The sequence below is a fragment of the Parafrankia sp. BMG5.11 genome, from assembly GCF_004337455.1.
In genome coordinates this window covers 20,851-44,286 of sequence record NZ_SJXI01000027.1, presented here as the reverse complement: position 1 = coordinate 44,286, position 23,436 = coordinate 20,851, and the positions used below count along the sequence as shown (strand labels likewise).

25 protein-coding genes are annotated in these 23,436 nt (G+C 62.8%); 14 read left to right on the top strand and 11 right to left on the bottom strand.

All coding sequences use genetic code 11. The features are described from left to right. Positions 1-11: 11 nt before the first annotated feature. From E0504_RS18255 to E0504_RS18220, 8 genes are read left to right on the top strand one after another with little or no spacing between them, the layout of a single operon-like run. Positions 12-830, top strand: coding sequence for an alpha/beta fold hydrolase (locus E0504_RS18255; RefSeq protein WP_131625175.1), 819 nt, complete (start codon positions 12-14; stop codon positions 828-830). After that, on the top strand, positions 817-1,593 hold the full coding sequence (locus tag E0504_RS18250) for a fumarylacetoacetate hydrolase family protein (protein ID WP_131625174.1): 777 nt from the start codon (positions 817-819) through the stop codon (positions 1,591-1,593). Before E0504_RS18255 ends, E0504_RS18250 begins: the two co-directional genes overlap by 14 nt. A gap of 9 nt (positions 1,594-1,602) precedes the next feature. After that, entirely contained in the window at positions 1,603-2,529 is a 927-nt protein-coding gene (locus tag E0504_RS18245) for an acetaldehyde dehydrogenase (acetylating) (RefSeq protein WP_131625173.1), read from the top strand. Then, complete coding sequence (gene dmpG / locus E0504_RS18240) at positions 2,526-3,566, top strand: 4-hydroxy-2-oxovalerate aldolase (protein ID WP_131625172.1); 1,041 nt, start codon at positions 2,526-2,528, stop codon at positions 3,564-3,566. The genes E0504_RS18245 and dmpG overlap by 4 nt, the downstream gene beginning before the upstream one ends. Positions 3,567-3,570: 4 nt before the next feature. Then, complete coding sequence (locus E0504_RS18235; protein ID WP_131625171.1) at positions 3,571-5,031, top strand: FAD-dependent oxidoreductase; 1,461 nt, start codon at positions 3,571-3,573, stop codon at positions 5,029-5,031. A 24-nt stretch (positions 5,032-5,055) separates the two neighbouring features. Continuing rightward, positions 5,056-5,823 carry an SDR family oxidoreductase gene (locus E0504_RS18230; RefSeq protein WP_131625170.1) on the top strand — a complete coding sequence of 256 codons (768 nt, stop codon included), beginning with the start codon at positions 5,056-5,058 and terminating at the stop codon, positions 5,821-5,823. A gap of 9 nt (positions 5,824-5,832) precedes the next feature. Then, on the top strand, positions 5,833-6,363 hold the full coding sequence (locus E0504_RS18225) for an SRPBCC domain-containing protein (RefSeq protein WP_131625169.1): 531 nt from the start codon (positions 5,833-5,835) through the stop codon (positions 6,361-6,363). Positions 6,364-6,365: 2 nt separating this feature from the next. After that, positions 6,366-6,896, top strand: coding sequence for a nuclear transport factor 2 family protein (locus E0504_RS18220; RefSeq protein ID WP_131625168.1), 531 nt, complete (start codon positions 6,366-6,368; stop codon positions 6,894-6,896). 7 nt (positions 6,897-6,903) lie between these two features. On the opposite strand, the gene E0504_RS18215 is transcribed toward E0504_RS18220, so the two are convergent. Continuing rightward, entirely contained in the window at positions 6,904-7,365 is a 462-nt protein-coding gene (locus E0504_RS18215; protein ID WP_131625167.1) for a nuclear transport factor 2 family protein, read from the bottom strand. A 133-nt stretch (positions 7,366-7,498) separates the two neighbouring features. On the opposite strand from E0504_RS18215, the gene E0504_RS18210 reads away from it, so the two are divergent. Further along, positions 7,499-8,467, top strand: coding sequence for an aldo/keto reductase (locus E0504_RS18210; RefSeq protein WP_131625166.1), 969 nt, complete (start codon positions 7,499-7,501; stop codon positions 8,465-8,467). Here E0504_RS18210 and E0504_RS18205 read toward each other — a convergent pair. From E0504_RS18205 to E0504_RS18195, 3 genes are all read right to left on the bottom strand, one after another. After that, positions 8,464-9,273: a sugar phosphate isomerase/epimerase gene (locus E0504_RS18205; RefSeq protein ID WP_131625165.1), complete on the bottom strand. Its 810-nt coding sequence runs from the start codon at positions 9,271-9,273 to the stop codon at positions 8,464-8,466. The genes E0504_RS18210 and E0504_RS18205 overlap by 4 nt on opposite strands. Before the next feature lie 108 nt (positions 9,274-9,381). Continuing rightward, positions 9,382-11,928, bottom strand: coding sequence for a TonB-dependent receptor (locus tag E0504_RS18200; protein ID WP_131625164.1), 2,547 nt, complete (start codon positions 11,926-11,928; stop codon positions 9,382-9,384). 209 nt (positions 11,929-12,137) lie between these two features. Further along, positions 12,138-12,677: a nuclear transport factor 2 family protein gene (locus E0504_RS18195; RefSeq protein ID WP_131625163.1), complete on the bottom strand. Its 540-nt coding sequence runs from the start codon at positions 12,675-12,677 to the stop codon at positions 12,138-12,140. 99 nt (positions 12,678-12,776) lie between these two features. On the opposite strand from E0504_RS18195, the gene E0504_RS18190 reads away from it, so the two are divergent. Further along, on the top strand, positions 12,777-13,439 hold the full coding sequence (locus tag E0504_RS18190; RefSeq protein ID WP_207974448.1) for a hypothetical protein: 663 nt from the start codon (positions 12,777-12,779) through the stop codon (positions 13,437-13,439). Here E0504_RS18190 and E0504_RS18185 read toward each other — a convergent pair. Beyond that, a complete protein-coding gene (locus E0504_RS18185) occupies positions 13,436-14,515 on the bottom strand; it encodes a DUF1214 domain-containing protein (protein WP_131625161.1) in 1,080 nt (359 codons plus the stop codon). The two genes, E0504_RS18190 and E0504_RS18185, sit on opposite strands and share 4 nt — an antisense overlap. Before the next feature lie 123 nt (positions 14,516-14,638). Beyond that, positions 14,639-15,379, bottom strand: a complete 741-nt coding sequence (locus E0504_RS18180; protein WP_131625160.1) for an SDR family NAD(P)-dependent oxidoreductase — start codon at positions 15,377-15,379, stop codon at positions 14,639-14,641. A gap of 68 nt (positions 15,380-15,447) precedes the next feature. On the opposite strand from E0504_RS18180, the gene E0504_RS18175 reads away from it, so the two are divergent. After that, complete coding sequence (locus tag E0504_RS18175; RefSeq protein WP_131625159.1) at positions 15,448-15,951, top strand: nuclear transport factor 2 family protein; 504 nt, start codon at positions 15,448-15,450, stop codon at positions 15,949-15,951. After that, a complete protein-coding gene (locus tag E0504_RS18170; protein WP_131625158.1) occupies positions 15,948-16,577 on the top strand; it encodes a nuclear transport factor 2 family protein in 630 nt (209 codons plus the stop codon). The genes E0504_RS18175 and E0504_RS18170 overlap by 4 nt, the downstream gene beginning before the upstream one ends. Before the next feature lie 4 nt (positions 16,578-16,581). On the opposite strand, the gene E0504_RS18165 is transcribed toward E0504_RS18170, so the two are convergent. After that, positions 16,582-17,808, bottom strand: coding sequence for a cytochrome P450 (locus E0504_RS18165; protein WP_131625157.1), 1,227 nt, complete (start codon positions 17,806-17,808; stop codon positions 16,582-16,584). Beyond that, on the bottom strand, positions 17,805-18,017 hold the full coding sequence (locus E0504_RS18160) for a ferredoxin (protein WP_131625156.1): 213 nt from the start codon (positions 18,015-18,017) through the stop codon (positions 17,805-17,807). The genes E0504_RS18165 and E0504_RS18160 overlap by 4 nt, the downstream gene beginning before the upstream one ends. A gap of 204 nt (positions 18,018-18,221) precedes the next feature. On the opposite strand from E0504_RS18160, the gene E0504_RS18155 reads away from it, so the two are divergent. After that, entirely contained in the window at positions 18,222-19,853 is a 1,632-nt protein-coding gene (locus E0504_RS18155) for a choline dehydrogenase (RefSeq protein ID WP_131625155.1), read from the top strand. Continuing rightward, complete coding sequence (locus tag E0504_RS18150) at positions 19,850-20,947, top strand: zinc-binding dehydrogenase (protein ID WP_131625154.1); 1,098 nt, start codon at positions 19,850-19,852, stop codon at positions 20,945-20,947. Before E0504_RS18155 ends, E0504_RS18150 begins: the two co-directional genes overlap by 4 nt. Before the next feature lie 9 nt (positions 20,948-20,956). On the opposite strand, the gene E0504_RS18145 is transcribed toward E0504_RS18150, so the two are convergent. From E0504_RS18145 to E0504_RS18135, 3 genes are read right to left on the bottom strand one after another with little or no spacing between them, the layout of a single operon-like run. Then, on the bottom strand, positions 20,957-21,739 hold the full coding sequence (locus tag E0504_RS18145) for an SDR family NAD(P)-dependent oxidoreductase (protein WP_131625153.1): 783 nt from the start codon (positions 21,737-21,739) through the stop codon (positions 20,957-20,959). Beyond that, positions 21,736-22,644, bottom strand: coding sequence for a ThuA domain-containing protein (locus E0504_RS18140; protein ID WP_131625152.1), 909 nt, complete (start codon positions 22,642-22,644; stop codon positions 21,736-21,738). The genes E0504_RS18145 and E0504_RS18140 overlap by 4 nt, the downstream gene beginning before the upstream one ends. Positions 22,645-22,654: 10 nt before the next feature. After that, complete coding sequence (locus E0504_RS18135; protein ID WP_131625151.1) at positions 22,655-23,428, bottom strand: SDR family NAD(P)-dependent oxidoreductase; 774 nt, start codon at positions 23,426-23,428, stop codon at positions 22,655-22,657. Between the last annotated feature and the right edge of the window lie 8 nt (positions 23,429-23,436).

Genomic DNA, 23,436 nt, shown 5'->3' with positions numbered 1-23,436 from the left:
GGCCGGCGCACATGGCAGACTTCAGGGAAGCGACCTATTCGGTCGAGGGCGGTTACGAAATCATGGTGCGGGAAGCCGGCTCGGGGCCGGCCATCGTGTTCCTGCACGGCAGCGGCCCCGGGGCTTCGGGAGTGTCTAATTTCCGGGCGAATATCGATGCCTTCATATCTGCGGGCTACCGGGTCGTTTTGCCCGATCTGGTCGGCTACGGGGCGTCGTCGAAACCCGAAGGCATCGACTACACCCTGACATTGTTCACGGACACGGTGTACGACGCGCTACGCCAGCACGGGATCGAGCGAGCCACGCTGGTCGGAAACTCGCTGGGGGGCGGCATTGCCATCCAGATGACCGCGGACCATCCTGAAATGGTCGCGAACCTCGTACTGATGGCGCCGGGCTGCATCGAGGATCTTGACGTCTATTTCGCGATGCCGGGCATCGCCAACATGCGTTCAAGCTTTGGCAGCCCCGACTTCGGCCCGGCAGACCAGCGCCGATTGATCGAGAGCCTGGTCCACGATCCGGTGCATGTTACCGACGAGCTGGTGGCCGAACGATACGCAGTGGCGCGGACGCAATCCAAGGACGTCATCGGCCGCATGCGCACGCACGACGTGCGCCAGCACCTTCCCGGCTTGACGATGCCCATCCTGCTATTCTGGGGACGCAACGAGAAGTTCATGCCGCTCAGCGGCATCGACACGTTTTTCGAAAATTGCCCCGACGTGCGCTGCATGATCTTCAGCGGCGTGGGGCACTGGGTACAGGTAGAGCGCGCGAGCGAATTCAATCGTTACGCAATCGAGTTCCTTGATGAGCATCGCTGAGAAGCATGGCGGCGAACTGTTCGCCGCGCTTCGCGAAGGTCGAACGGTTCCACCGCTCATCGAGCGCAATCCGTCGCTGACCGTTGACGATGCCTATGCGATCAGCCTTGATTTCCTGGCGCGGAGGCGTGCCGAGGGTGAGAAGGTCGTTGGGAAGAAAATTGGGGTCACCAGCAAGGCCGTTCAGGACATGCTTGGCGTTCACCAGCCGGACTTCGGATTTCTCACCGACTGGATGCACGTCTCGGGCGACATCGATGTCGAGGAGAAAAACCTCATTGCGCCGCGCGCCGAGGCCGAGATCGCCTTCATTCTGCGTGACGGCCTCAAGGGGCCGGGGGTAACGCCAGAAGCAGTGATCGCCGCAACCGAAGCCATCGCACCGTGCTTCGAGATCGTCGACAGCAGAATCACCGACTGGAAGATTGGCATCGTCGAGACGGTGGCCGACAACGCCAGCTGCGGAGTATTCGTGGTCGGCGATGCACGAGTGGACCCGCGCTCGGTCGACTTGCCGGCCCTCAGGGTCACGGTGACCAAGAATGGCAAGCCCCTTTCGGAAGGATATGGCTCCGCCGTCCAGGGCGATCCCGCGATGGCAGTCGCATGGCTCGCCAACACGCTCGGGGCCTATGGCGTTACGCTCGACGCCGGGGACATCATCCTGTCGGGTTCACTGGTGCCGCTCGAGAATGCGGTCGCCGGTGACGTGTTCGAGATGGAACTTCATGGCGTGGGGAACTGCACCGCCCGCTTCGTTTGAGGAAATCGAATGTCACGAGTCAAAGCCGCGATCATCGGGTCGGGCAACATCGGCACCGATCTGATGATCAAGATGCTGAAGTATCCCCAGAACATGGAACTGGTCGCAGTCGTCGGGATCGATCCGGCCAGCGAAGGACTGGCGATGGCGCGCGAGCGCGGCGTCGCGACTACCCACGAAGGCATCGAGGGGCTGCGCAAGCTGGATTGCTACAAGGACATCCGGATCGTGTTCGATGCGACCAGCGCATACGCCCACAAGCTGCATGACGCGGCGTTGCAGGCCGACGGGATTCGCGTGATCGACCTGACCCCTGCCGCGATCGGTCCGTTCACCGTTCCTCCGGTCAACATGGATGCTAATTTGGACCGCCCCAACGTCAACATGGTGACTTGCGGCGGCCAGGCGACGATTCCGATGGTCGCCGCGGTAAGCCAGGTCGCCAAAGTCCATTATGCGGAGATCGTCGCGTCGGTGTCATCCCGTTCAGCCGGTCCGGGCACCCGCGCCAACATCGACGAATTCACCCGCACCACTGCCCGCGCGATCGAGGCGGTCGGCGGCGCGGCGCACGGCAAGGCGATCATCATCCTCAACCCCGCCGAGCCGCCGATGATCATGCGCGATACGGTTTTCACGCTCTCTGAGGGTGCAGATGAGGACGCCATTCGATCTTCGGTCGAGGCCATGGTCGCGAAGGTGCAACGCTATGTGCCGGGATATCGGCTCAAGCAGGAAGTCCAGTTCGAGAGGTTCGGCGACAACAATCCGCTCCGAATCCCCGGCATCGGCGAGTTCACGGGCGTCAAGACGATGGTCCTGCTGGAGGTGGAAGGTGCGGGTGATTACCTGCCCAGTTACTCGGGCAATCTCGACATCATGACCGCGGCGGCAAAGGCCACCGGTGAACTGATTGCCGAGAGGATCGCGGCATGAGCGCGAAATTCGACGTCGAGCGCGGGGACAAGCTCTACATCCAGGACGTCACACTGCGTGACGGTATGCATGCAATTCGTCACATGTACGGCGTGGATCAGGTTCGCGCGATCGCGGCCGCGCTCGACGAGGCGGGCGTTGACGCGATCGAGGTCGCGCATGGCGATGGCCTGTCGGGCATGAGCTTCAATTACGGGTTCGGTGCGCACACCGATTGGGAATGGCTGGAAGCCGTCGCCGATGTCCTCAAGAACAGCATTCTGACGACGCTCATCCTGCCCGGGGTGGGAACGGTGGAAGAGCTGCGGCGCGCCTACGACCTCGGCGTGCGTTCGGTGCGAGTCGCGACCCATTGTACCGAGGCCGACGTCAGCAAGCAGCACATCGGCATCGCGCGCGATTTGGGCATGGATGTCGCCGGCTTCCTGATGATGAGCCACATGATCGACGCCGAGGCGCTCGCGCAGCAGGCGGCGCTGATGGAGAGCTACGGCGCGCAGTGCATTTACGTGACCGACAGCGGAGGAGCCCTCGACATGGACGGCGTGCGGGATCGCCTGCGCGCTTACGACCGGGTTCTCAAGTCCGAGACCCAGCGCGGGATGCACGCGCATCACAACCTATCGCTCGGCGTAGCAAATTCGCTGGTCGCCGCACAGGAAGGGGCGGTGCGGATCGATGCGAGCCTCGCCGGAATGGGCGCGGGTGCCGGCAATGCCCCGCTCGAAGTGTTTGCCGCCGCCGCCGACCGCAAGGGGTGGAATCACGGCTGCGACGTGATGGCGCTAATGGACGCGGCCGAGGATCTCGTCCGTCCCCTCCAGGACCGCCCCGTCCGGGTCGACCGCGAGACGCTCGCCCTCGGATACGCGGGGGTTTACTCGAGCTTCCTGCGCCATGCTGAAAAGGCCGCGCAGGACTATGGCCTCGACACCCGCGAAATTCTCGTCGAGCTCGGCCGCCGCAAGATGGTCGGCGGTCAGGAAGACATGATCGTCGACGTCGCGCTGGACATGGTCAAGGCGCGCGAAGGCTGACGCGGTGACCGAGGTCTCGCTTCATCGGCCCTTTCCCGCCACCGCAGTCGAGAGGTGGGACTACGAAACCGATGTCGCAGTCGTGGGCTTCGGGGCTGCCGGCGCCTGTGCTGCTATCGAAGCGGCGGACGGCGGCGCTGCCGTCATGCTGTTCGAGCGGAATTCGGGGAGCGGCGGCGCGTCAGGCCTGTCGGGCGGTGAAATCTACATCGGTGGCGGCGGCGGAACGGACGCGCAGCGCGCAGCGGGGTTCACTGACACCACCGAGGACTTCGCGGCATACCTAAAGGCTGCGGGAGGCCCCTGCGTGGATGATGCCAAGTGCGACCTCTACGCGCGCGAGGCGCTCGATCACTACGCCTGGCTCAAGGCCCAGGGGGTTCCCTATCGCGGCAACTATTTGCCCGGGAAACACATCGAGCCGACCGACGATTCCACATTGATCTGGTCGGGCAGTGAAGCGGCCGCTCCATTTTGCGAACTCGCCGTCCCCGCCCCCCGGGGCCACGTCATCCAGCATTCCGGGTGGGGCGGCGGCCGGCCGCTGGTCGACATTCTCGAGCGCGCCGCCCGCGCGCGCGGAGTTGAGGTGATCGTGGACGCCCGCGCTGTCGCCCTGGTGCAAGACGGCATTCGCATTGTCGGCTTGGTCGTGCGCATCGACAATAGGGACCGCTTTGTTCGCGCGAGCAAGGGCGTCGTACTGGCCACCGGCGGCTTCGTCATGAACGAGGCGATGCGCCGAAAGTACTGCCCCGAAACCTTTCGCATCAACTCACCGATCGGCGATCAGGATGATGGTACCGGCATCAATCTCGGGGTCGGCGCAGGTGGCGAGGCTATCCATATGGAACAGTACTTCACCACCTGTCCTTGGACGATGCCCGAGCCGCACGCCAACGGCGTGTTCGTCAATGTCGCCGGACAGCGCTTCATCAACGAGGATTGCTACCACGGCCGGGTGAGCCGTTGCGCACTCGACCAACCAGGAGGCAAGGTTTTCCTGCTGCTGGACAGTGCGCACTTCAGCCAGCCGCTCGATATGGCGGGGATCACGATCGCGGGTACCGGAGCGACCTGGGACGAAGTCGAGAGCGAACTCGAAATGCCCGAAGGGACACTGTCGGCGACGATGGCGTTCTACAATCGTCATGCCACCGAAGGAAACGACCCGTTGTTCGGCAAGCAAGCGCCGATCCTCACCCCCCTCGACCGGGCGCCCTTCGTTGCGCTCGAGCTCAACTTTCAGACCAGCTACTTCAGCTTCTTCACGCTGGGCGGGCTCAGAACCTCCATCGATGGTGAAGTACTGGACCGGTCGGATCGGCCCGTTCGAGGGCTCTACGCGGCCGGACGATGCACGAGCGGCCTGCCGGCCTGGGGGCATGGGTACAGCTCGGGCATGAGCCTGGCCGACTGCACCTTCTTCGGGCGCCGGGCCGGGAAGAAAGCGGCTGACGGATAACCTAGCCGCAGGAGAGGAAGCGCAATGATCCTGAAAGACAAAGTCGTGATCATCACCGGAGCTGGCCCCGGCATGGGCCAGGCAATGTGTCGCGGTGCGGCTCGCGAAGGGGCGAAAGTCGTCGTCTCGGCCCGATCGCGCGAGGCGATCGAGGCGATCGCGTCCGACATCGTGTCCGACGGGGGGGAAGCGATCGCCGTGCCTTGCGACGTATCCCAGACCGACCAATGCCATGCCTTGGCGAAAGCAGCCTTGGATCAATGGGGGCGGATCGACGGCCTCGTCAATTCGGCATACTATCACCCCGACTGGCTTCCACTCGAAAGCCACGGAATCGATCAGCTACTGATGGCGTTGGACGTGATCGCGGTGGGCGCTGTGCGCATGGCGCAGGCTGTCATCCCGTCGATGCGCAGCCAAGCCAGCGGATCGATCGTCAACGTCTCGACGCTTGCGACCCGCAAGCCGATGCCGGCGGAAGGCGGGTATGCGATGGCCAAGGCCGCGCTCAATCAGTGCTCACGGCAACTCGCGGTCGAACTCGGCGGGAGCGGGATCCGCGTTAACACCGCGCTGATGGGCTGGATGGAAGGCGCGCCGCTGCGGCAGTTTTTCGATTCGCTTGCGGATAACGGCGCGTTCGAGAAACAGCGCGCTTCGGAGATCCCGGTGGGCCATATTCCGCCCGACGCTGCCTGCGCCAAAGCAGTTTACTTCCTGCTGTCGGACTATGCATCGGAAGTGACCGGCGCCGCTCTCGACGTCAACGGCGGCGACTGGGTCGCGATCTAGGAGAACATCATGGTACTCGACTGGATGAAAACCCACCCGACGCTGGACGAAGACCCGCTCGAAGGCTTCGACCCCGAAGCGGTGACGGTCGGCGAGACGGTATCGGTCAAGGCCCCCGCACGGATGGTGTGGCAAGTGCTCACCGACATGCCGCGGTACAACGAATGGAACCCGTTCTGCGTCCGCGCGCAGTCGACTCTGGAGATGGGCGCGCCGGTCGACATGACGCTCGCAAATTATGCCGTTCCGGGCACGCTGGTGCCCAACTGCGAATACATCTGCGCCTTCGAGCCTGAGCGCTTGATTTCATGGGAAATGAAGCATTCGGACGCCTGGCCGTACCCTGCCCGGCGCGACCAGGTGATCGAACAGACCGGAGCCGATAGCTGCCGCTATTTTTCGACCGATGCATTCCTGGGCCGCAACGGCATTCATGTTTTCAGGTTCGCTGGCCCTTGGGTAAAGCGCGCGTTCGACGATTCCGCCGTCGCCCTGAAGGCCCGCGCCGAGGCGCTTTGGGCTGCGGAAAGGGGGGCCTGACAATGACTTACACACTGCAGCAGTTGTCCGATCTCGAAAATATCCGCACGCTCAAACATCGTTACTTCAGGGCCATCGACACCGCTGACCGGGACTTGCTCGAAACGCTGTTCACCGATGACGTGTCGGTCGACTACCGTGGAGGAACGTACCGCTGCCGGTTCGCCGGCAAGGACGAGATGCTGCTATTCCTGGCTAACGCCTTCCCATCTGACGCGTTGGCTATGCACCACGGGCACATGCCCGAAATCACTTTCACCGGAGCTGATACCGCAGATGGGATCTGGTATCTTGAGGATGTGTTCATCAGCCTCGCGCGGGATGACCATACTTTCGGGACGGCGATCTACCGAGACCGCTACCGCCGCGAAGACGGCACATGGAAAATCGCGCATACCGAATATGATCGGGTGGTCGAGATCGTCTATCCACGAGACCAATCGGCCCAGATCACGGCGCATTGGCTCGGTCGAACGGGGCTGAAACCCGAAGAGCGGAGCGACATCTCCCATCTGATCGGATGGGAAGGGTAACGTTTTTTCAGGGGGCCGGGACGTCCGGTACTGGCGGCATGTCGGGCGCGTCCTTGACCCACCCCATTTCCTCGACGCGCTCCGCGATGCGCCAGCCGCCGACAGTGCGTACGAACGAATCCCGGTACCACAGGCCGATGAAAAACGTCGAACGCGTGCCTGTGGCATCCTCGTGGACCATCGGATTGAACAGGATGGTCCGGCTGCTCGCACGATCCCCGTCGAGTCGGAGCTGGGTCGTGGCAACCATGTGCTGGAAGGTCGGAAAGCGTTCCAGCGCTACCGGCAACCACCTCTTGATGTCGGCCAGCGATCCGGCGATGCCGCCCGCGGCGGTGTAGTCAATTCGCGCATCGGGCGTGAAAATGCCATCGAGCGCGTCCCAATCCCGATCATCGATGGCGAACGAATAATGCGCAAGAAGATCCTGAATCTCCAGCCGGTCGGACATTTCCTGTAGCGTCATCATCAATGCATGATCCCACGATTGCTTTCGCAATTTGGGCATCGGAATACCGTTTTGGCAAGTGAATGCGTAATCAGCCCTTGTCGCCGCAGCGTGGCGTGAGTAGGCCCAAGGCACGCAGTTTACGGAGAGGGTTATGAGTTTGTCGAAAGTCGTCCTGCAAAACACGGACCTCACCGTCAGCGAATTCTGCTATGGGACGAACATGCTGGGCACGGCGATCGACCAAGCCGGATCGAACGCAATTCTCGATACCTTCGCCGAACTGGGCGGGAATTTCATCGACACCGCACGGATGTATGGTGACTGGGTGCCCGACGCTCCTGCCGGCGCAAGCGAGCGGGCAATCGGTACATGGCTTGCTTCGCAAAACCGTGACGATTTCGTTGTCGCCACAAAGGGCTGCGCGATGGACATGCGCAAGGGCGATTGGCAGCCGCGCCTCACACCCGACGATCTCGCCAATGACGTTTCGGAAAGTCTCGACCACCTGCAGTTGCAGACAATCGACCTCTACTTCCTGCACGCCGACAATCCGCAAGTGCCGGTTGGCGAGATGATAGACGCGCTCGCCGCGCATCAGGCCGCCGGCCGCGTTCGCCACTATGCCGCGTCCAACTGGTCAGCGGACCGGATCGCATCGGCCAATGAGTATGCCGCGTCGAGTGGCAAGCCGCCCTTCGTCGCATCGCAGACGTTTTGGGGATTGGCCAAGCCTAATGTCGCGGCGGCAGCGCAACAAGGTTACCTCCATTATTACGAGGGCGAGTACGAGGAACTGCACGCCGCCGGCCTGCCGATCATCGCCTACGGCGCCCAGAGCGGAGGATACTTCAGCAAGCTCACCGACGGGACCGCGATGCCGGAAGGGATCGCCGCCCGGTACGACGATCCCGCGAATTCGCAGCGCTATGAGGCGGCCCGCGCTATCGCCTCGGCGCGGGGCATCAGCATCAACGATGTCGTGCTGGCGTACATTTCATCGCAGCTGAATCAGACGATTCCGATTTTCGGCGGCCGAAACGAGGAGCAGGTTCGCGACAGTGTGAAGGCCTCGTCGGTCAGATTGGATGCGAGCGAGCTCGCCGAACTGCAGGTCGGCTAAACCCAGTTTAGAACTGCGCGAGTAGCATCTACCGCCGCTAAAGCGCGGTCCGCAGACGGCAGGCGCCCGACGTCGGCGTTGCGCGGCACTTCAATGCTGATGGGGCACTCGGTTGGCAGGGTCGTTACGAACCCCTCGACGTCGAAGCTCCCTTCGCCGGGCAGCAGCCGGTCCGATGACGCTTCGAAATCGAAATCCTCCGTTGCCCGCAGCGCCGGTCCGTCGCAGACCTGGGCGTAGCGGATATACTCCGGCGGAATGCTGGCGAGATCGGCCACCGATCCGCCCGATCGCATGAGATGCAGCAGGTCGACGTTGATCCCAACCGTTTCCGGCCGGCCGATGCCCTGCACCAGCGTGAGTGCGTCACTGATCGTGCGGACTTGCGACACAGGGTAAAACTCTACCGCGACCTTCAGCGAAAAGCGGCTCGCCAGATCACAAAAGCTGCCGAAATTCTCTGCGCGCCGCGATGGCTCGCGATCGTAGATCAGGGCGTTGAGTGCGCCAGTCCCAAGTTCGGCAGCGCATTCCATGGCCGGCGCGAAGTCGGACACCGTGGTGCGCCCTGAAAGGGTGAACGGGTAGGCAAGGTCGAGCGCGACCCCGAGGTCCGCGAGCACAGTCCCGAGACGGCGCCGCTGCGTCCTGTCACCGTACAGGTCGAACGCAGGCATGGACGGCAGCACCTCCATCGGCTGCATGAAGAGGCAAATGCCTTCGCAGCCCGTGCCGCTCGCGACCACGGCGAGCTCAAACGGGTCGGCATCAACAACTGTAAGATGATCGAGTGCAAGCCGTCGCATGCGGCTCCTTAGCCGGCGCGAGACGTGGAGTCATTACGCCAGAGGCGAACAATAGAAATGGGGCGCGAACCTTTCGATCCGCGCCCGATGAATGCTTAAAGGTGCGGATCACTCGCCGCCAAAGTGAAACTTCAACCGCAGGCCGTACATGCGCGGCTCCCCATAGAGCGTCGCCCAGTACAGAAGTGCACCGTTCTGGTAGACGTCCGAGTTCGACGTGCGATATAACTCGTTGGTGATATTGGTCCCGAATACGCCCACGTCGAAATTCGATCCGGCGACGTTGCGCCAGTCAATCGATGCACTGAGCAGCCCGAACGGCTCCAGCACCGACCCCGGTTGCACGGCCGGTATGTTGACCGCTTCCGTATTCTGCTCTGAAGTGTGCGAATAGTTGACGAAAAACGCCAGTTCGCCCGCGTTACCTGGAAGGGTGACATCGTATGACGCATGTACGCTGTAGATCGTGTCCGCGACATACTGCATGTCGAGGCACGACGAGTCCGCCGTTCCACCCTGGGGCACGTAGCCGAAACAGTCGAACTGCCCCGCCGGACTGTTCACGAGGTAGGTATACTCGGTGTAGTCCGCATCGGTTAGGCTTAGGTTGCCTCCGATCGTGAAACCGCTGAAAGGACGCACAGAGGCTTCGATCTCGATACCCCGAATGCGCGCATCTGCGTTGAGCGTCTTGGCGCCGCCGGCGTTGGTCGACGGATTGAAGTCGCCTGCGGCGCGCTGAATGCCCTTGAACTTGGTGTGATAGGCCGAGGCATTGAAGCGCAGCGGAACCGTCCCGAGTTCGAAGTCCGCTTTGATGCCGACTTCATATGTCGTGACGAACTCGGGTTCGAACGTGCGGGTATCGACGAAGACGGCGTATGGATTGAAGCCGCCCGACTTGTAGCCGCGGCTGGCCTTTCCGAAGACCAGGATGTCGTCCGTGACTTTGTAGTCGAGCCCGACGAGCCATGTGTCGGCACTCGTCTTCAAGACGGAGTTGAATTCACAGGCACTGCCGCCTTGAGCGGCCGGCACCGAGATGCCTGTGGCGGCACACACGACATTGGCCGGGTTCGCGGCATCCGGCGTGAATTGATAGGCGCTGCCGACGATCTCGTCCCAAGTATGCCGATACCCCGCGGTGAGGCTCAGCCCGTCAAGCCCGGGCGCGAACACGCCGAGATCGATGGTTCCTTGCGCGTATAGCGCGTTCGATGCCTGCTTCACGGACGATTGTGAGGTGGAGCTGCCACAGAAACCGGTGAACAGCGCCGGGCAGTAGAGAACCGCCGCGCTTCCCTGAGGCCCGGTCGGGTTTTGATGGGAGTAGAACCCACCAACGGTCCAGTTGAACCGATTGTCGAGCATGTTGCCCTGCAGCTGAAGCTCTTCGGTCAGCAGCTCATAATCGTCGCGCGGCAATTCCTTGGCGAGCGACGAGTTGAAGTAGGCCAGAGGCGTACCGTCGGGCAGCGTCGCCTGGCCCGGCGCGGGCAATACCCCCGGATCGACATCATGCTGCTGCAGGACCGTCGCGTCGCCGTCGTAACGATAAGCGATCTTGAGGCTCTGGTAGCCTGCGATGTTGCGCAACGTGAGGTGATCGGCAAGATCGATGGTTGTCGTGTTTGTCAGTCCCCAGCTCGAGGTCTTTTGGAACACATCGGTCGAGAAGGCGGTCTGCCGCGGCCCCAAGGCATCGGCCTGCGCCGTCACCGAACGGTAAACATCGCACGGTACTCCAAGAAACGGGATTGGGCTCGCGGGTGGGTCGGCGCAGAATCCGACCAGCTTCAACCCATCGGTGTTATAGCCTTTGTGCATGAGGCCGGCGCCGTTCGTCGATGACTTCGATCCAAAGAGCATCGTGTAGTTTTCGAACCAGTCGGCGGGCTTCATCGTGATGCCGAGACGGCCCGAATACCAGTCCTCATCGTCGCGGAACTTGTCCCACACGACGTCGCGCGTGTAGCCATCGCGCTTGTGCATCGCGCCTACTGCCCGAACCATCAGCTCATCGCCGACAATCGGGACGTTGACCGCGCCCTCGAGATAGGTGCGATCGTAATTGCCATACTCGGCCTTGGCCCATCCCCCGAACTCGTCCCGCGGCTTCTTCGGGACCAGCAAAAGCGCACCGCCGGTCGAATTGCGGCCGAACAGGGTGCCCTGCGGACCCGCCAGGACCTGCAGGCTTTCCAGATCGACGAAATTGCCCGGGCCACCCTGCTGGCTCAGCGTGATCGCGCCGAGGAGTGGCACCTCGTTCAAGTAGATCGGAACGGCGGGGGCGGCCTGGAAGGTCGCACCCTGCCCGCGCAAGGTGATCGATTGGGTTTCGCGAGATCCCTGGCCATTTGGCCCCACCACCAGGGACGGCACGCTTGCGAGCAGATCCTGCTCCTTGGTGATGCCCTGTTGCTCGAGGCGTTCGGGCGAGAACGCCGTGATCGAGATCGGGACGTCCTGATTTTCCTGCTCGCGGCGATTGGCCGTAACGATGATCGCGTCGAACCCGTTGGAGGCCTGCTCCGGCTGGTCCTGCGCTGCAGCTGCAACCGGATGAAGGGCCGCCAGCGCGATACCGAGACTGCTCCCGGCAAGCCAGCGTTGACGCTGGCTGCGGCGGGGCTTCGCTGCGATCTTCCTCATAGTCACTCTCCCTTGGCCAGTTTGCCGCGCCGCCGTGAAGGACGGTCGAATTCGCCGAGCACACATCCGCGTACCGTGGACAAGTTATCTACGCACATTGCGGTCATCTGAAAAGCAAAATGCACTTTTGCGTAACAGAACATCCATTCCTTAGAGCTTTGCCGCGCGAGTTCGCGCCCGATCGAGTTAACTCTGTCCTGTTCGGTTCATCACCGCGCAATGCCGCCCGAACGTGCGATCAGTGCCAGCGCCCACGAAGGATCACCGCGATCGGCCGTTCCATGGACGGCATCACGTCCGAGAGCAGCCAGCGCCTCTTCATCGACCGGCCTCGTTTCACCGTGGTCGAACACCAAGGATCGACGCAGGAAGCGCCATTCGCCCAACCGCCTCTGGTAGCGGTCGAGATAGCGGCCATAGACGATAACCTCGCGGCGATCGGGTGGATGGGTTCGGTGCCAGGCGCGGACCATGTGCTCGCCTTCCGCAACGTCGCCATCGATCACGATAACGCTGTTTGACAGTGAGTGAATGGTCAGTTCCCAAGGTTCCATCGCCTTGGGTAACCATTCCACGAATGCATCGGGGCCGCCGCAGAACATGGCCCCGTGATCGTCGACCGCGTCATCGTGATACAATGAGCGGACCAGCGCAAAATCCCGGCGGTCGCAACCCCGGCAGTAGAGCGCAACAAGATTGCGAATGGCGGCCTGATCGACCGGATCGCAACCTTGGCCTCGATCATACATTGTAAGCACTTACTAACATATTGTGCCTCGTTGTCGCCGATGATAACTCGTTGAAGCTAGGCGCACAGTTTCAGTGCGGTCGTCTTGAGGAGAGCCAGCTTGGCCAGTGCAGCACCCGCTCGGAGTCTGGGGCACATCGCCCTCCATTATGGCGACGCGAGCGACGGACCGGCCGCGGCGAAGCTGCTGACCGCACTCGGCTTCGAAGAAACCCAGATGCTGCCGCTTCCGCACGGCAACTTCTACCGCTTCGTGGTTGATGGATCGCACTTCGCGAAAGGCGACGGCATCATCTATCTCTCCGCACTGCCCGAAGCGCAGATGAACCTCATCGCGGCGACGCACGCGGCGCTGGGGGTCGGAACGGCTGAACAGCACCCCGCAGTCGAGGCTATGCGCGCGGCGCTGATCGCCGACCCCGAGGCCAGCTTCCATTTCGGATTCCTTTGCCACTCTCTGAAAGAGCTTGAAGAGAGGATCGCTTGCCTCCGGGTGCAGGCGGAGACCGACCCCGACCTCAAGGGCCGCTTGAAGGTCACCATGAACCGCGCACGGCCGGGAGACGCGGACGTGGACGCCCGGCTTGATGCCTCGCCCCTGTTCGGCGACGTTACGCGGTACGCCTACGGCCGCAATGGTGTGCAGGTGTTCGTGGAGACGGACATTCTCAAGGCGAGCCAACTGGGCGACAGTGCGATCCTTGAGTTTGACTACATCTTTCCGGGCAAGGACAATCATCTGCTTGCCGTCGTAGAGCTCTAGAGCCGCACAACCCGTCCTTGCGGCAACGGGAAGTCGTCCGCTTCGAACCAGCGCCACAGGGCGGTGCCGCTGCGATGCCCGGCCAGGTCGATCCAGTTGCCGAATCCGGGATCGTGGTCCGCGCACACGACCGCTATCCGGCCATCATCCTCATATTTGGCCTGATGCGAGTTCACCCATACCTTCTGGTGAACGTGATCGAGCGATTCCATCCACCAGTTGTCGAGCTGGAAATTCCACATCCGGCACTCCGGCGGCGCGACCTCGATCAACCATGCCTCGCCGGGCTGCAGTTCGAAATAGGCGTGCCCGTACCAAATCTTGGGATCGCCTCCCGCGCGCTGGAACACCGTCTGATCGCCGTCGTAAAAGCGGTTTGGGGTGGGCTTGAACCATTCTGCCCAGTTGGCAAACGTATTGGCGGTGCCCCGCGTCCAGGCCGCGGCGCCCAGCAACTGGCTGCGGATGGCCTCCGGCGACAGGAGTGCGGGCACTGCGGGCCCCTCGCTGATGCGCTCGATACGCACCTCAGCCGGCCGCTGGCTGGCCTTGTCCTCGAAGGTCTGTCGGACGATCAGGAGGGTGCTGTCGTCGGCAAGCGGCAACCAGTTGCCTGATCGCGGTTGACGGCTCGCGATGATCTCGAACGTGCCATCCTCGCTCAATTCCATCTGCCCAAGCTCGATTTCGCCGGTCGAAGCCATCGTCCCGTCGATGGCGTAGCGGTTAGCCTTCGTTCCGAAGCTCAGGTAGGGGACGCCATTGATCTTCCCGCTGATGCGGTAGTCGCGGTCGCCGGCAATGACCGCCTGCTGGTAGAAGTTGTCGGGGTTGTCGGCGCCGATCTTGATCTTGTCGTCGGTCAGCAGGAACAGCCGCGGAAAGTCGGGATCCGAACTGTCGACCAGCATGTTTAGCGCGGTGCGCGCGAGGCGGCTGAGATAACGCAGCCCCTCAGCCTGATCGAGCGGACTGGCGGGAGCCGCCGGACGAGCCAGAATCTCACCGGCCTTGGCAAGTTCGTCGCAGAATTCGCGCCACACATGATCGAGTGGGCCGTTATGATTACCAGCCATCGCTTGGCCCTCCTAACCGTGTGTACATGCGTTACAGGAAAAACGGGGCGCCACCCGACAGTTCGAAGGCTCCCGCGCCTCGACGACCACCCTTGAACGGCGATGCAGCCGCACGCGCATCGCTCAGCCCGCCAGCTGGCCGCCATCAATTGTGAACAAGGATCCGGTGACCTTGCGCGCCCTGTCACTTGCCAGCCAGGCGAACAGCTCGGCAATGTCTTCTGGTTCGCACATTCCGTCGACCAGCTTGGGCGCGTTCCGCATGACGATCGCCCAGTCGAGGTCGCCCTCAGGCGGGGCGGCATTGCCCATCGCGGTGTTGACGTGCCCTGGGCACACCGCGTTGATCCGTACGCCGCGAGACGCGAATTCCACTGCCAGTCCTTTGGTGATCGCGGCGACCGCGTGCTTCGACGCCGAATAGGCGATCGTGTACGCGATGCCCTGCAAGGCCGCCGTCGATGCGGTGTTGACTATGTTGCCGCGACTTTCGACGAGATGAGGCAAGGCCGCCTGGCAGATGGCGAACACGCTGGTGGTGTTGATCTTGAGGACACGCTCGAAATCATCGAGACTGAATTCTTCGGATCGGCCCCACTTGAGCAATCCGGCGATATTGCAAACAATGTCCAGCCCGTCGCCCGCAGCATCCCGGACAAGGGCACGGCTGGCTTCGAGATCGCTCGCATCGTAAAGATGAACCCGGGGCGCACTAGCCATCATGCTCGCCGTCTCGGCCAACCCCGATTCGTCGATATCGCCGATGGTGATCAGGGCACCTTCCTGTGCGAACCGGATCGCCGTTGCCCGGCCGATCCCCGAGGCGGCACCCGTGATCAGCACCCTCTTGCCTTCAAACAGCATCGAACTCTCCCATCGCGCTTGATTTGCGTAATAGACCGCTTCACAATCTACGCAAAGAGGAGAATGGGATGACGGTCGAGGAACGCTTGCAGCGTCTGGAGGACGATCGCGCCATTCGCGATCTCAAGGCTCGCTATCTGAGGGCGTGCGACAGCAAGGATCCGGAATCCGTCCGCGACACCTTGCTGCCCGATGCCGTGATCGAGTTCGAAGGCTTTCCTCGGTTCGATAATCGCGACGATTTCGTGGCGATCTATCGCCAGTTCGGGTGCGCGCCCGGCATTTACGATATCCACCACGCCGCCAACGGTGTTATCGCGTTCGATGGCCCGGACGCGGCCACGGGACAGTGGGCACTGACCTTTCATAACGTCAATCTGACCGAGCGCACCCTCACCCAGTTCGGGGTCGAGTACGAGGATGTTTATGTTCGCAAGGACGGCCGGTGGTGGATCGCCGTAACCCGCTCGCGCAAGAAATCCGTGGTGATCCAGAGCGTCGACGCCGACGGTTCAACCAGGGTTGTCGCAATGGGTGAAATCCCGGTTGGCGCCGCCGCCGGCCAGCAATGAGCGAACGCTCGCTCGAGAATCGGCTGGCGCGCCTCGAGGCGCTTGACGAGATACGGCAATTGCCCGCGAAGTATGCCCTGTGTCTCGACATGCGGGACATCGATATGATGGTGACGCTGTTCCCCGAAGGCGTGCGCGTCGGCCGGGAGCGAACGGGCCGCAAGGCGCTGCGCGAATACATGGACGCGACACTTCGGTCGCCATTCACAGGCACTTCGCATCACATCGGCGGCCATATCATCGAGTTCGACGGTTCAGACCGCGCGCATGGCATCGTCTATTCGAAGAACGAGCACGAGACGGGCGACGAGTGGGTCATCATGCAGATGATGTACGCCGACGATTACCTCCGGCAGGACGGTCGCTGGTACTTCGCGAGGCGCCTGCCGCTATACTGGTACGCAAGCGATCTCAAGAAGCCGCCGGTCGGCCCTGCCAAGATGCGCTGGCCGGGGAGCGAGCCGGCAGAAGGCAATTTTCACAAGCTGTTTCCGGCGTTCGCCGAATACTGGGACCGTGACGGCGATCACGGCGGTCCGGTGTTTCAACCAGCACCGCTCGACAAATTCCTTGAGACAATGCGCCGAGGCACCCCGCCACCAAAGGTCAAGGTACGGGCGACCTGAACGATCAGTGGGGCGGCCACCGCAGCTTCAGTCCGGTAAATCCCATCACCGAGCCGCCGAAGACAGCCCTGTCCGGCTGAACCGGCGCCAGCTCGAAATCGGGAATGCGGCGCAGCCACTGCTGCATGCTGACCATGATTTCGCGCTTGGCCAAATGCGAACCCACGCAGCGGTGGGGTCCGACGCCAAAGGTCAGATGAACGTTGACCTTGCGGTCAAGATCGATCGTTCTCGGCTCGGCGAACTTCGCCGGATCGCGGTTGGCCACGGTGTTGGGCAGGATCACCCGATCGTTCTTTTTCAGCGACACGCCCTTGTACACGCAATCATGCGTGACCCTGCGGTAGAGGTTCGAGACCGCGTTGATCCGCATCAGTTCCTCTGTGGCCCTCAAAAACGCATCGGGGTCGTCGAGCCGCTCGCGAAACGCGGACCGGGCGGACGGAGTCGTCGCCAAATAACGCCAGATGTAGGCCATCGTGTTGGTGACGGTATCGAGGCCTGCGACGAACAAAAGGAAGCCGCAATTGAGGATGTCGGTCCAATCGTGATGATTGCCCTCGCCGTCGACTGCGTTGACGATGACGCTGGCCCAGTCGTCCCTGGGCTGGTTTCGCCGCGCGCGAAACAGCGCGTCGAGTTCCCGGTAGATGTCGTCGATGTTCTGTGCCCGGGCCGCCTCATCGGTCGACCGGAAGAACACATTGGCGATCACCAGGAATTCGTCGAGCCGATCCTCGGGCAGACCGAACAACCAGAGGAAGGTACTGGTCGGAAACTTCTCCGCATAGTCGGCGATGAAATCGCATTCTCCACGTTCGGCAAATCCCTCGATCAGCGAGGCAGAACGGCGTTCGAGCTCCTCTGTCATCTCGCGCACCGCGATGGGCGTGAACAACGGGGCGAGAAGTCGGCGAAAAACGTTGTGCTCGGGCGGATCGAGACCTTGCGGTTGCACGACCGGGAACGGTTCGATCGGCGGAATCGGAGTCTGATATGTCGAGAAAGTCTCGTAGTTGCGGTATCCTTCGACGATATCCTCGTAGTCCAGGAACACCCAATGCCCGCCGTTGCGCGGGGAGTAGAAGATTTTCGGCACCCCTCGGCGGACGAGGTCATGCCAGATTTCCGCGGGGTCGGAGACGCCTTCCGGAATGTCGAAGAAATCGAAATCGACCATGAGTTCGGCCGGCACGTGGTCGGGCGCGGGCGGTTGGAATTGGTAGTTCACTCCGATGTCCCCTCTTTCCGTGTGACCCGCAGTGCCCCCTCCGGACAATTACGAACCGCAAGACGAACCTTCTCCTCAAGCTCCGCGCCGAATTCCGGCCGGAGAACGATTGCCTTCCCCTCTACCGCATCGGTTGCGAAGACTTCGGGGCAGAGCTCTTCGCATCGGGCATGACCCTGGCACTGCGCCGCGTTCAAGATCACTCGCACATCGCTCTCCTGTGTTTCATGGCTCCAGCAGTATCAAACCCTGCGCTGCTTGCCCAAAATCGCCACCGAACTGCGTCGGCCAATCTGCACGCATTGCGCCATGAAACACGCGCAGCTCGCTCCCGTACGCGTCTCAGGGGGTCGTCGATATGGACCGGCGGGGAAGACTGGCTAGTCTGTCAGGGGGAATTGCAGGACAGTCGCATGGACGAACAGGAATTCGATTACGTCATCGTCGGTGGGGGCGTCGGCGGATGCGTGTTGGCCAGTCGCCTCAGTGAGGACAGCCAGACTCGAGTTCTGCTGCTGGAGGCAGGCGGTCGTGACTCGAGCCCGCTCATCAGTGCACCCGGCGGGCTGCTGCCGATCATGATGGCGGGCAGCCACGCGTGGCGATACATGTCGGCCCCGCAACGGCACCTCGACGACCGCGCGCTATACACTCCGCGCGGCAAGGTCCTCGGTGGCGGATCGTCGATCAACGGCATGGTCTACGACCGCGGATTTCATTCGGACTACGATCGCTGGGCCCAGGCGGGAAACAGCGGCTGGTCCTTCGCCGAGGTCCTGCCGTACTTTCGCAAGCTGGAGTCCTTCCATCCGCACGCGGATGACTGGCACGGTCAGGACGGTCCGATCCAAGTAACCCGGGCAGGTCAGGATCATCCCTTCGCAAAGGCCTTCATCGAGGCAGGTCAGCAAGCGGGGTACGGGTTTTGCGCCGACTTCAACGGCGCGCGCCGCGAAGGGTTCGGTCCGGTCGACCTGACGGTTGGCCGCGGCCGGCGGTCAAGCGCGTCGTCGGCCTATCTCACGCCAGTGGTGGGACGCGCCAACCTGACCATCGTGACCAACGCGCTTGCCGAAAAAGTCGTTTTCGACGGCAGGCGAGCCTGCGCGGTCCAGTATCGCATCGCCGACACGGTGCGCGTGGCACGCGCGCGGCGCGAGATTATCCTGGCCGCCGGAGCAATCGCCACGCCCCAATTGCTTCTGCTGTCGGGAATTGGCGCCGCCGGCCATCTGGCGGAGCACGGGATAGGGGTCGTCGCAGACCTGCCCGGCGTGGGGCGTAACCTGCAAGACCACCTTGCCGCACACGTGAAGTATCGCGCGACCAAGCCGCTTTCGATGTTGCGCTACCTCAACCCGCTGCGGGGAGCTGCCGCGATGGGGCAGTATCTGCTGTTCCGATCGGGTCCGCTAGCCGACCCGGGAATGTCGGTCGCGTGCTTCGTGAAGTCCGATCCCGCGCTCGACGAACCGGACATCAAGATGCTGCTGGTGATGGCCCTGTTCAGCCACAACGGCCAGAAGATGGTGCCGATGCATGGGTTCTATGCCCACATCAATGTCGCGAGGCCTGAATCGACGGGCTCCGTGTCGCTTGCCAGTGGCGATCCGGCGGCGGCGCCCGTGATCGACCAGAATTATAACGGCAGCAAGAACGACCGGCGGGTCATGCGGGAAGGCGTCCGCATCGCGCGGCACGTGTTTGGCCAGCCCGCATTCGACTACTTGCGCGGCGACGAACTTGCTCCGGGCGCCGCGGTCACCAGCGACGAGGACGTCGACGCGTATATCCGCGCCGGTGCCGAGGCCGACTATCACTCGGTGGGGACCGCTCGCATGGGCACCGATCCGATGGCGGTGGTCGATGCCCAGCTTCGCGTGCACGGCATCGAAAGTCTGCGGGTTGTCGATGCCTCGGTCATGCCCCACCTGCCAGGCGGCAACACCGCGATCCCGGTTGCGATGGTGGCGGAAAAAGCGGCCGACATGATCCTCGGCCGCCCTCCGCTCGCGGCGGTGGACCTTCCGGGCGAAGCACGATGAAGACCGAAGCGATGGTCTGTCACATGCCGGGCGAGGCGTTGAAGCTGGAAATGCTCGACCTCGAGGAGCCCGGCGACGACGAAGTCCTCATTGAAATCATTGCCTGCGGCTTGTGCAAGACAGACCTCAGTCAGTTGGAGGGCAAGGCCGCACCCTACCCCTTTCCCGTCGTCGTGGGGCATGAAGGTGCCGGCATCGTCCGCGCGGCCGGAGCGGCTGTGCGAAGTCTGCGCTGCGGCGACCATGCGATCACGCTGGGCATCGGTGAGTGCGGCCAATGCCGCAATTGCCTGTCGGGCAAGACCAATCTGTGCGAGCTCTGGCTAGCGGAGATCATGGAGCAGCCGACACGCTTCTCGCTCGAAGGCAAGCGGGTTTCGACTTACACCGGCGTGGGCGCGCTCTCACGATTCGTCGTGATGAAGGAGCGCAGCGTCGCGAAGATAAGGCCCGATGTGCCGCTCGAACTGGCCTGCACGATCAGTTGTGCGGTCGCGACCGGGGTCGGCGCCGCGCTTCACACGGCGCACGTAGAAGCCGGTTCCAGCGTGGCCGTGTTTGGACTCGGCGGGATCGGTCTCAACGTCGTGCAAGGCGCACGATTGGCAGGGGCGGCGCGGATCATCGGAATCGACAGCAATCCCGCGCGGGCCCGGCAAGCCATCCCGTTCGGACTGACCGATTTCGTCGATCCCGCTGCCGGTGACCCTGTCGCGGAGATCCTGCGGCTGACCGAAGGCGGAGCCGATTACACGTTCGAATGCGTCGGCAGCGGCGTCTTGATGCAGCAGGCCTTTGCCGCCAGCAGGGCGGGCTGCGGCTGCTGCACCGTTCTGGGAGTCCCGCCCGATGGGGAAGTGATGGAAGTGACCCCCTTCAACCTGCAGATGGGGCGGACGATCAAGGGATCGTTCATGGGCAACATCAAGGGCCGCAGCCAGCTTCCGGGCCTGCTCGACCTCTACGTAGAAGGAAAGCTCAATCTCGATGATCTGGTGACACATCGTTTGCCGATGAGCCGGGTGAACGAAGGCTTCGAGTTGATGAGAACCGGTGAGGCGCTTCGCGTCGTGGTCAGCTTCCAGGGCGACTGAGCAACGCGATCACGGGCGCTGGGATCGCAGGATTCCCCCGTCAATCACCAGGTCCTCGGCCGTCAGGTAGCTGGCTTCGTCAGACAGCAGGAAGCGGATGGCGCGGCCAATTTCCTCCGGGCGTCCGAACCGACCGAGCATGATCCGCGAACGGTAGACGCCTTCCATCGCATCGCGCGCTGCACCCAGGATCGGAGTATCGATCATGCCCGGGCTGACGGTGTTGATCCGGATGCCATGGCCGGCAAGCTCATCTGCCATCGATCGCACGAGCGAGATGACGGCGCCCTTCGCCGCGGAATATATCGGGATCGTACCGTTACCGAAGCTCGCGTTGATCGAGGACAGGGCGACGACTGCGCTGCCTGGAGTAACCTTGAGATCGGCGAGAAAAGCCTGGACGAGTTGGATGACCGCCCGCGCGTGGAGCGCGAGGCCGGCATCCCAGTTGTCGGGTGTCACGCCCTCGATGCCGGTCTGCTCGGCGGTTCCAGCGCAATGGACCAGCCCCCCGATCGGGCCGAGCGCGTCGCGCGCCGCTAAGGCTGCAGGAGACACCGCTTGGGGATCGCGCAAATCCACGCGCTGACCCAGGACAAGCACGCCAAACTTGGCCCCGATTCTTGCCGCTTCCGCGCGGGCCTTGTCGCCATCGATGTCCCACAGCGAAACCGGCCGCCCCACTGCGGCAAGAGCAGAAGCGGTCGCCAGTCCGATGCCCGAAGCGCCGCCGGTGACGACAACCGGAGTCGATGGCGATCCGAGCATGGGCATGTAATCGATTTCAGTCATCGGACTTGGCGCGCTGTCTCGCCGCCCGCTTTCTCGGAGCACCAGGGTCCCCCGTGGTCATTAGCCCAATCCAGGGCTCCCCCGATCAGCGCTCGCATCTCCGGCTCGGAGTAGGACGCCGCTGTGTGACCCATCGCGGTGTAGAACGCGCGCCCCTTGCCCACGCATCGCCACCAGGCAACCGGATGATCGCTGCCCATGGCCAGATCGGTGCCGAAGAAACTCCCCGGCGAGTAGGAACGTTCGTCGATCGCAGCGATAACGTGAACCCCCGCTCGCCTTGGTGAGGCTGCGAAACTGTACCATTCGTCGCGGTGCTTCCATCGCGCCGGAGTTCTCGCGCCCGCAGGGTGGTCGGCATCCTGGCGGTTGACGGTCGCTCGCTGGAACTGCGGGTCCATCGGATGACCGATGAACCTGGCGCCGATCACCTGCTCTACGTACCACGGCCAGGGGTGGGAATTGTCGCCTGCCGCATGGATGCCAACGAAGCCGCCGCCGTTTTCAAGGTATGACCGCAAGGCGCTCCGCTGCGCTGGTGTGAATACGTCGCCCGAGACGTTGTTGAAGACGACTACATCGAACCGGGCGAGCAGTTCGGGCGCGAAGGTAGCTCCATTATCGGTAAGGTAGATGCCCCAGCGGCGCTTCTCGGCTATCTCGCTAAGTAACCTCTTCGCTGCCGGAATGGCCTCTTCGTGGCGGAAAGCGTTCGTCTTGGAAAAGACCAGCACGGCAGGCCGCGCCAACTGCGTAGGCAGCACGGGCGGCTCGGTTTCGTAGACCTTGAGGCCGCCCAGGAACACACGCTGGATCGTGTCCCAGTTCCAGGCGACCCCGACTGCGGCGACCCCCAGCACAGTCAGCGGCAAGCCGACGAGGAGGCGGACAAGCCAGCGCTTCATCGGGCCGCGGTCACACCCCGAAGCCGCCGGAAACCGAGATCGACTGACCGGTCGTGTAGGCACCCTCGTCCGACGCGAAGTAAACGCATGCCTGGCCGATATCCTCGGGCGAGCCCCAGCGTTTGAGGCAGAGCAGCTTCTTCGTCTCCTCGACCCATCGGTCATCGAGCTGGCCCTGCTCGGTCAGCGTATGCAGTTGCCCGGCATCGATGACTCCGACCAGCACTGAGTTGGCCCGGATGCTGTGCTTGCCTTCTTCCTTGGCGATTCCCCGGACGAGCTGTTCGTTGGCGGCCTTGACGGCGACCGACATCCCGTCGCGGGCAGGCCACCAATCGTGCCCGGCCGAGCCCAGGTGCACGAAGCTCCCCCCGCCATGCTTGCGCATGTGCGGGATCAGCACGGTGGCCGCGGTGAAGAAGCCATGCACCTCGACATCGAAGGCATGTCGCCATTCCTCGAGCGGGGTGTCTGCGAGATAACGCTGGTTTACCAGCGGGCCGGCCGCCCAGACCATGCTGTGCACGCGTCCATGCCGCGCGACTGCCGCGTCGATTGCGGCGCGGACCTGGGCAGGCTCCGTTACATCCGCGCGATGCGTGCTGCCCTCGCGGCCGAGCGCCGAGACGTCGGCCGCAACCGCGTCTGCCTGACTGGACTTGCTACGGTAAACCACGGCGACATCGCTGCCGCTCGCGGCGAACGTGCGCGCCACTCCGCTGCCGATGCCTCCGCTACCGCCGAAGACCAGCGCACAACCCTTCGGAAAGGATGCCAAGTTCAGTCCCCCTA

Coding starts and splice junctions, on each gene's coding strand:
- E0504_RS18255 (WP_131625175.1), top strand. CDS start 12: ATGGCAGACTTCAGGGAAGCGACCTATTCGGTCGAGGGCGGTTACGAA.
- E0504_RS18250 (WP_131625174.1), top strand. CDS start 817: ATGAGCATCGCTGAGAAGCATGGCGGCGAACTGTTCGCCGCGCTTCGC.
- E0504_RS18245 (WP_131625173.1), top strand. CDS start 1,603: ATGTCACGAGTCAAAGCCGCGATCATCGGGTCGGGCAACATCGGCACC.
- dmpG (WP_131625172.1), top strand. CDS start 2,526: ATGAGCGCGAAATTCGACGTCGAGCGCGGGGACAAGCTCTACATCCAG.
- E0504_RS18230 (WP_131625170.1), top strand. CDS start 5,056: ATGATCCTGAAAGACAAAGTCGTGATCATCACCGGAGCTGGCCCCGGC.
- E0504_RS18225 (WP_131625169.1), top strand. CDS start 5,833: ATGGTACTCGACTGGATGAAAACCCACCCGACGCTGGACGAAGACCCG.
- E0504_RS18220 (WP_131625168.1), top strand. CDS start 6,366: ATGACTTACACACTGCAGCAGTTGTCCGATCTCGAAAATATCCGCACG.
- E0504_RS18215 (WP_131625167.1), bottom strand. CDS start 7,365: ATGATGACGCTACAGGAAATGTCCGACCGGCTGGAGATTCAGGATCTT.
- E0504_RS18210 (WP_131625166.1), top strand. CDS start 7,499: ATGAGTTTGTCGAAAGTCGTCCTGCAAAACACGGACCTCACCGTCAGC.
- E0504_RS18205 (WP_131625165.1), bottom strand. CDS start 9,273: ATGCGACGGCTTGCACTCGATCATCTTACAGTTGTTGATGCCGACCCG.
- E0504_RS18200 (WP_131625164.1), bottom strand. CDS start 11,928: ATGAGGAAGATCGCAGCGAAGCCCCGCCGCAGCCAGCGTCAACGCTGG.
- E0504_RS18195 (WP_131625163.1), bottom strand. CDS start 12,677: ATGTATGATCGAGGCCAAGGTTGCGATCCGGTCGATCAGGCCGCCATT.
- E0504_RS18185 (WP_131625161.1), bottom strand. CDS start 14,515: ATGGCTGGTAATCATAACGGCCCACTCGATCATGTGTGGCGCGAATTC.
- E0504_RS18180 (WP_131625160.1), bottom strand. CDS start 15,379: ATGCTGTTTGAAGGCAAGAGGGTGCTGATCACGGGTGCCGCCTCGGGG.
- E0504_RS18175 (WP_131625159.1), top strand. CDS start 15,448: ATGACGGTCGAGGAACGCTTGCAGCGTCTGGAGGACGATCGCGCCATT.
- E0504_RS18170 (WP_131625158.1), top strand. CDS start 15,948: ATGAGCGAACGCTCGCTCGAGAATCGGCTGGCGCGCCTCGAGGCGCTT.
- E0504_RS18155 (WP_131625155.1), top strand. CDS start 18,222: ATGGACGAACAGGAATTCGATTACGTCATCGTCGGTGGGGGCGTCGGC.
- E0504_RS18150 (WP_131625154.1), top strand. CDS start 19,850: ATGAAGACCGAAGCGATGGTCTGTCACATGCCGGGCGAGGCGTTGAAG.
- E0504_RS18145 (WP_131625153.1), bottom strand. CDS start 21,739: ATGACTGAAATCGATTACATGCCCATGCTCGGATCGCCATCGACTCCG.
- E0504_RS18140 (WP_131625152.1), bottom strand. CDS start 22,644: ATGAAGCGCTGGCTTGTCCGCCTCCTCGTCGGCTTGCCGCTGACTGTG.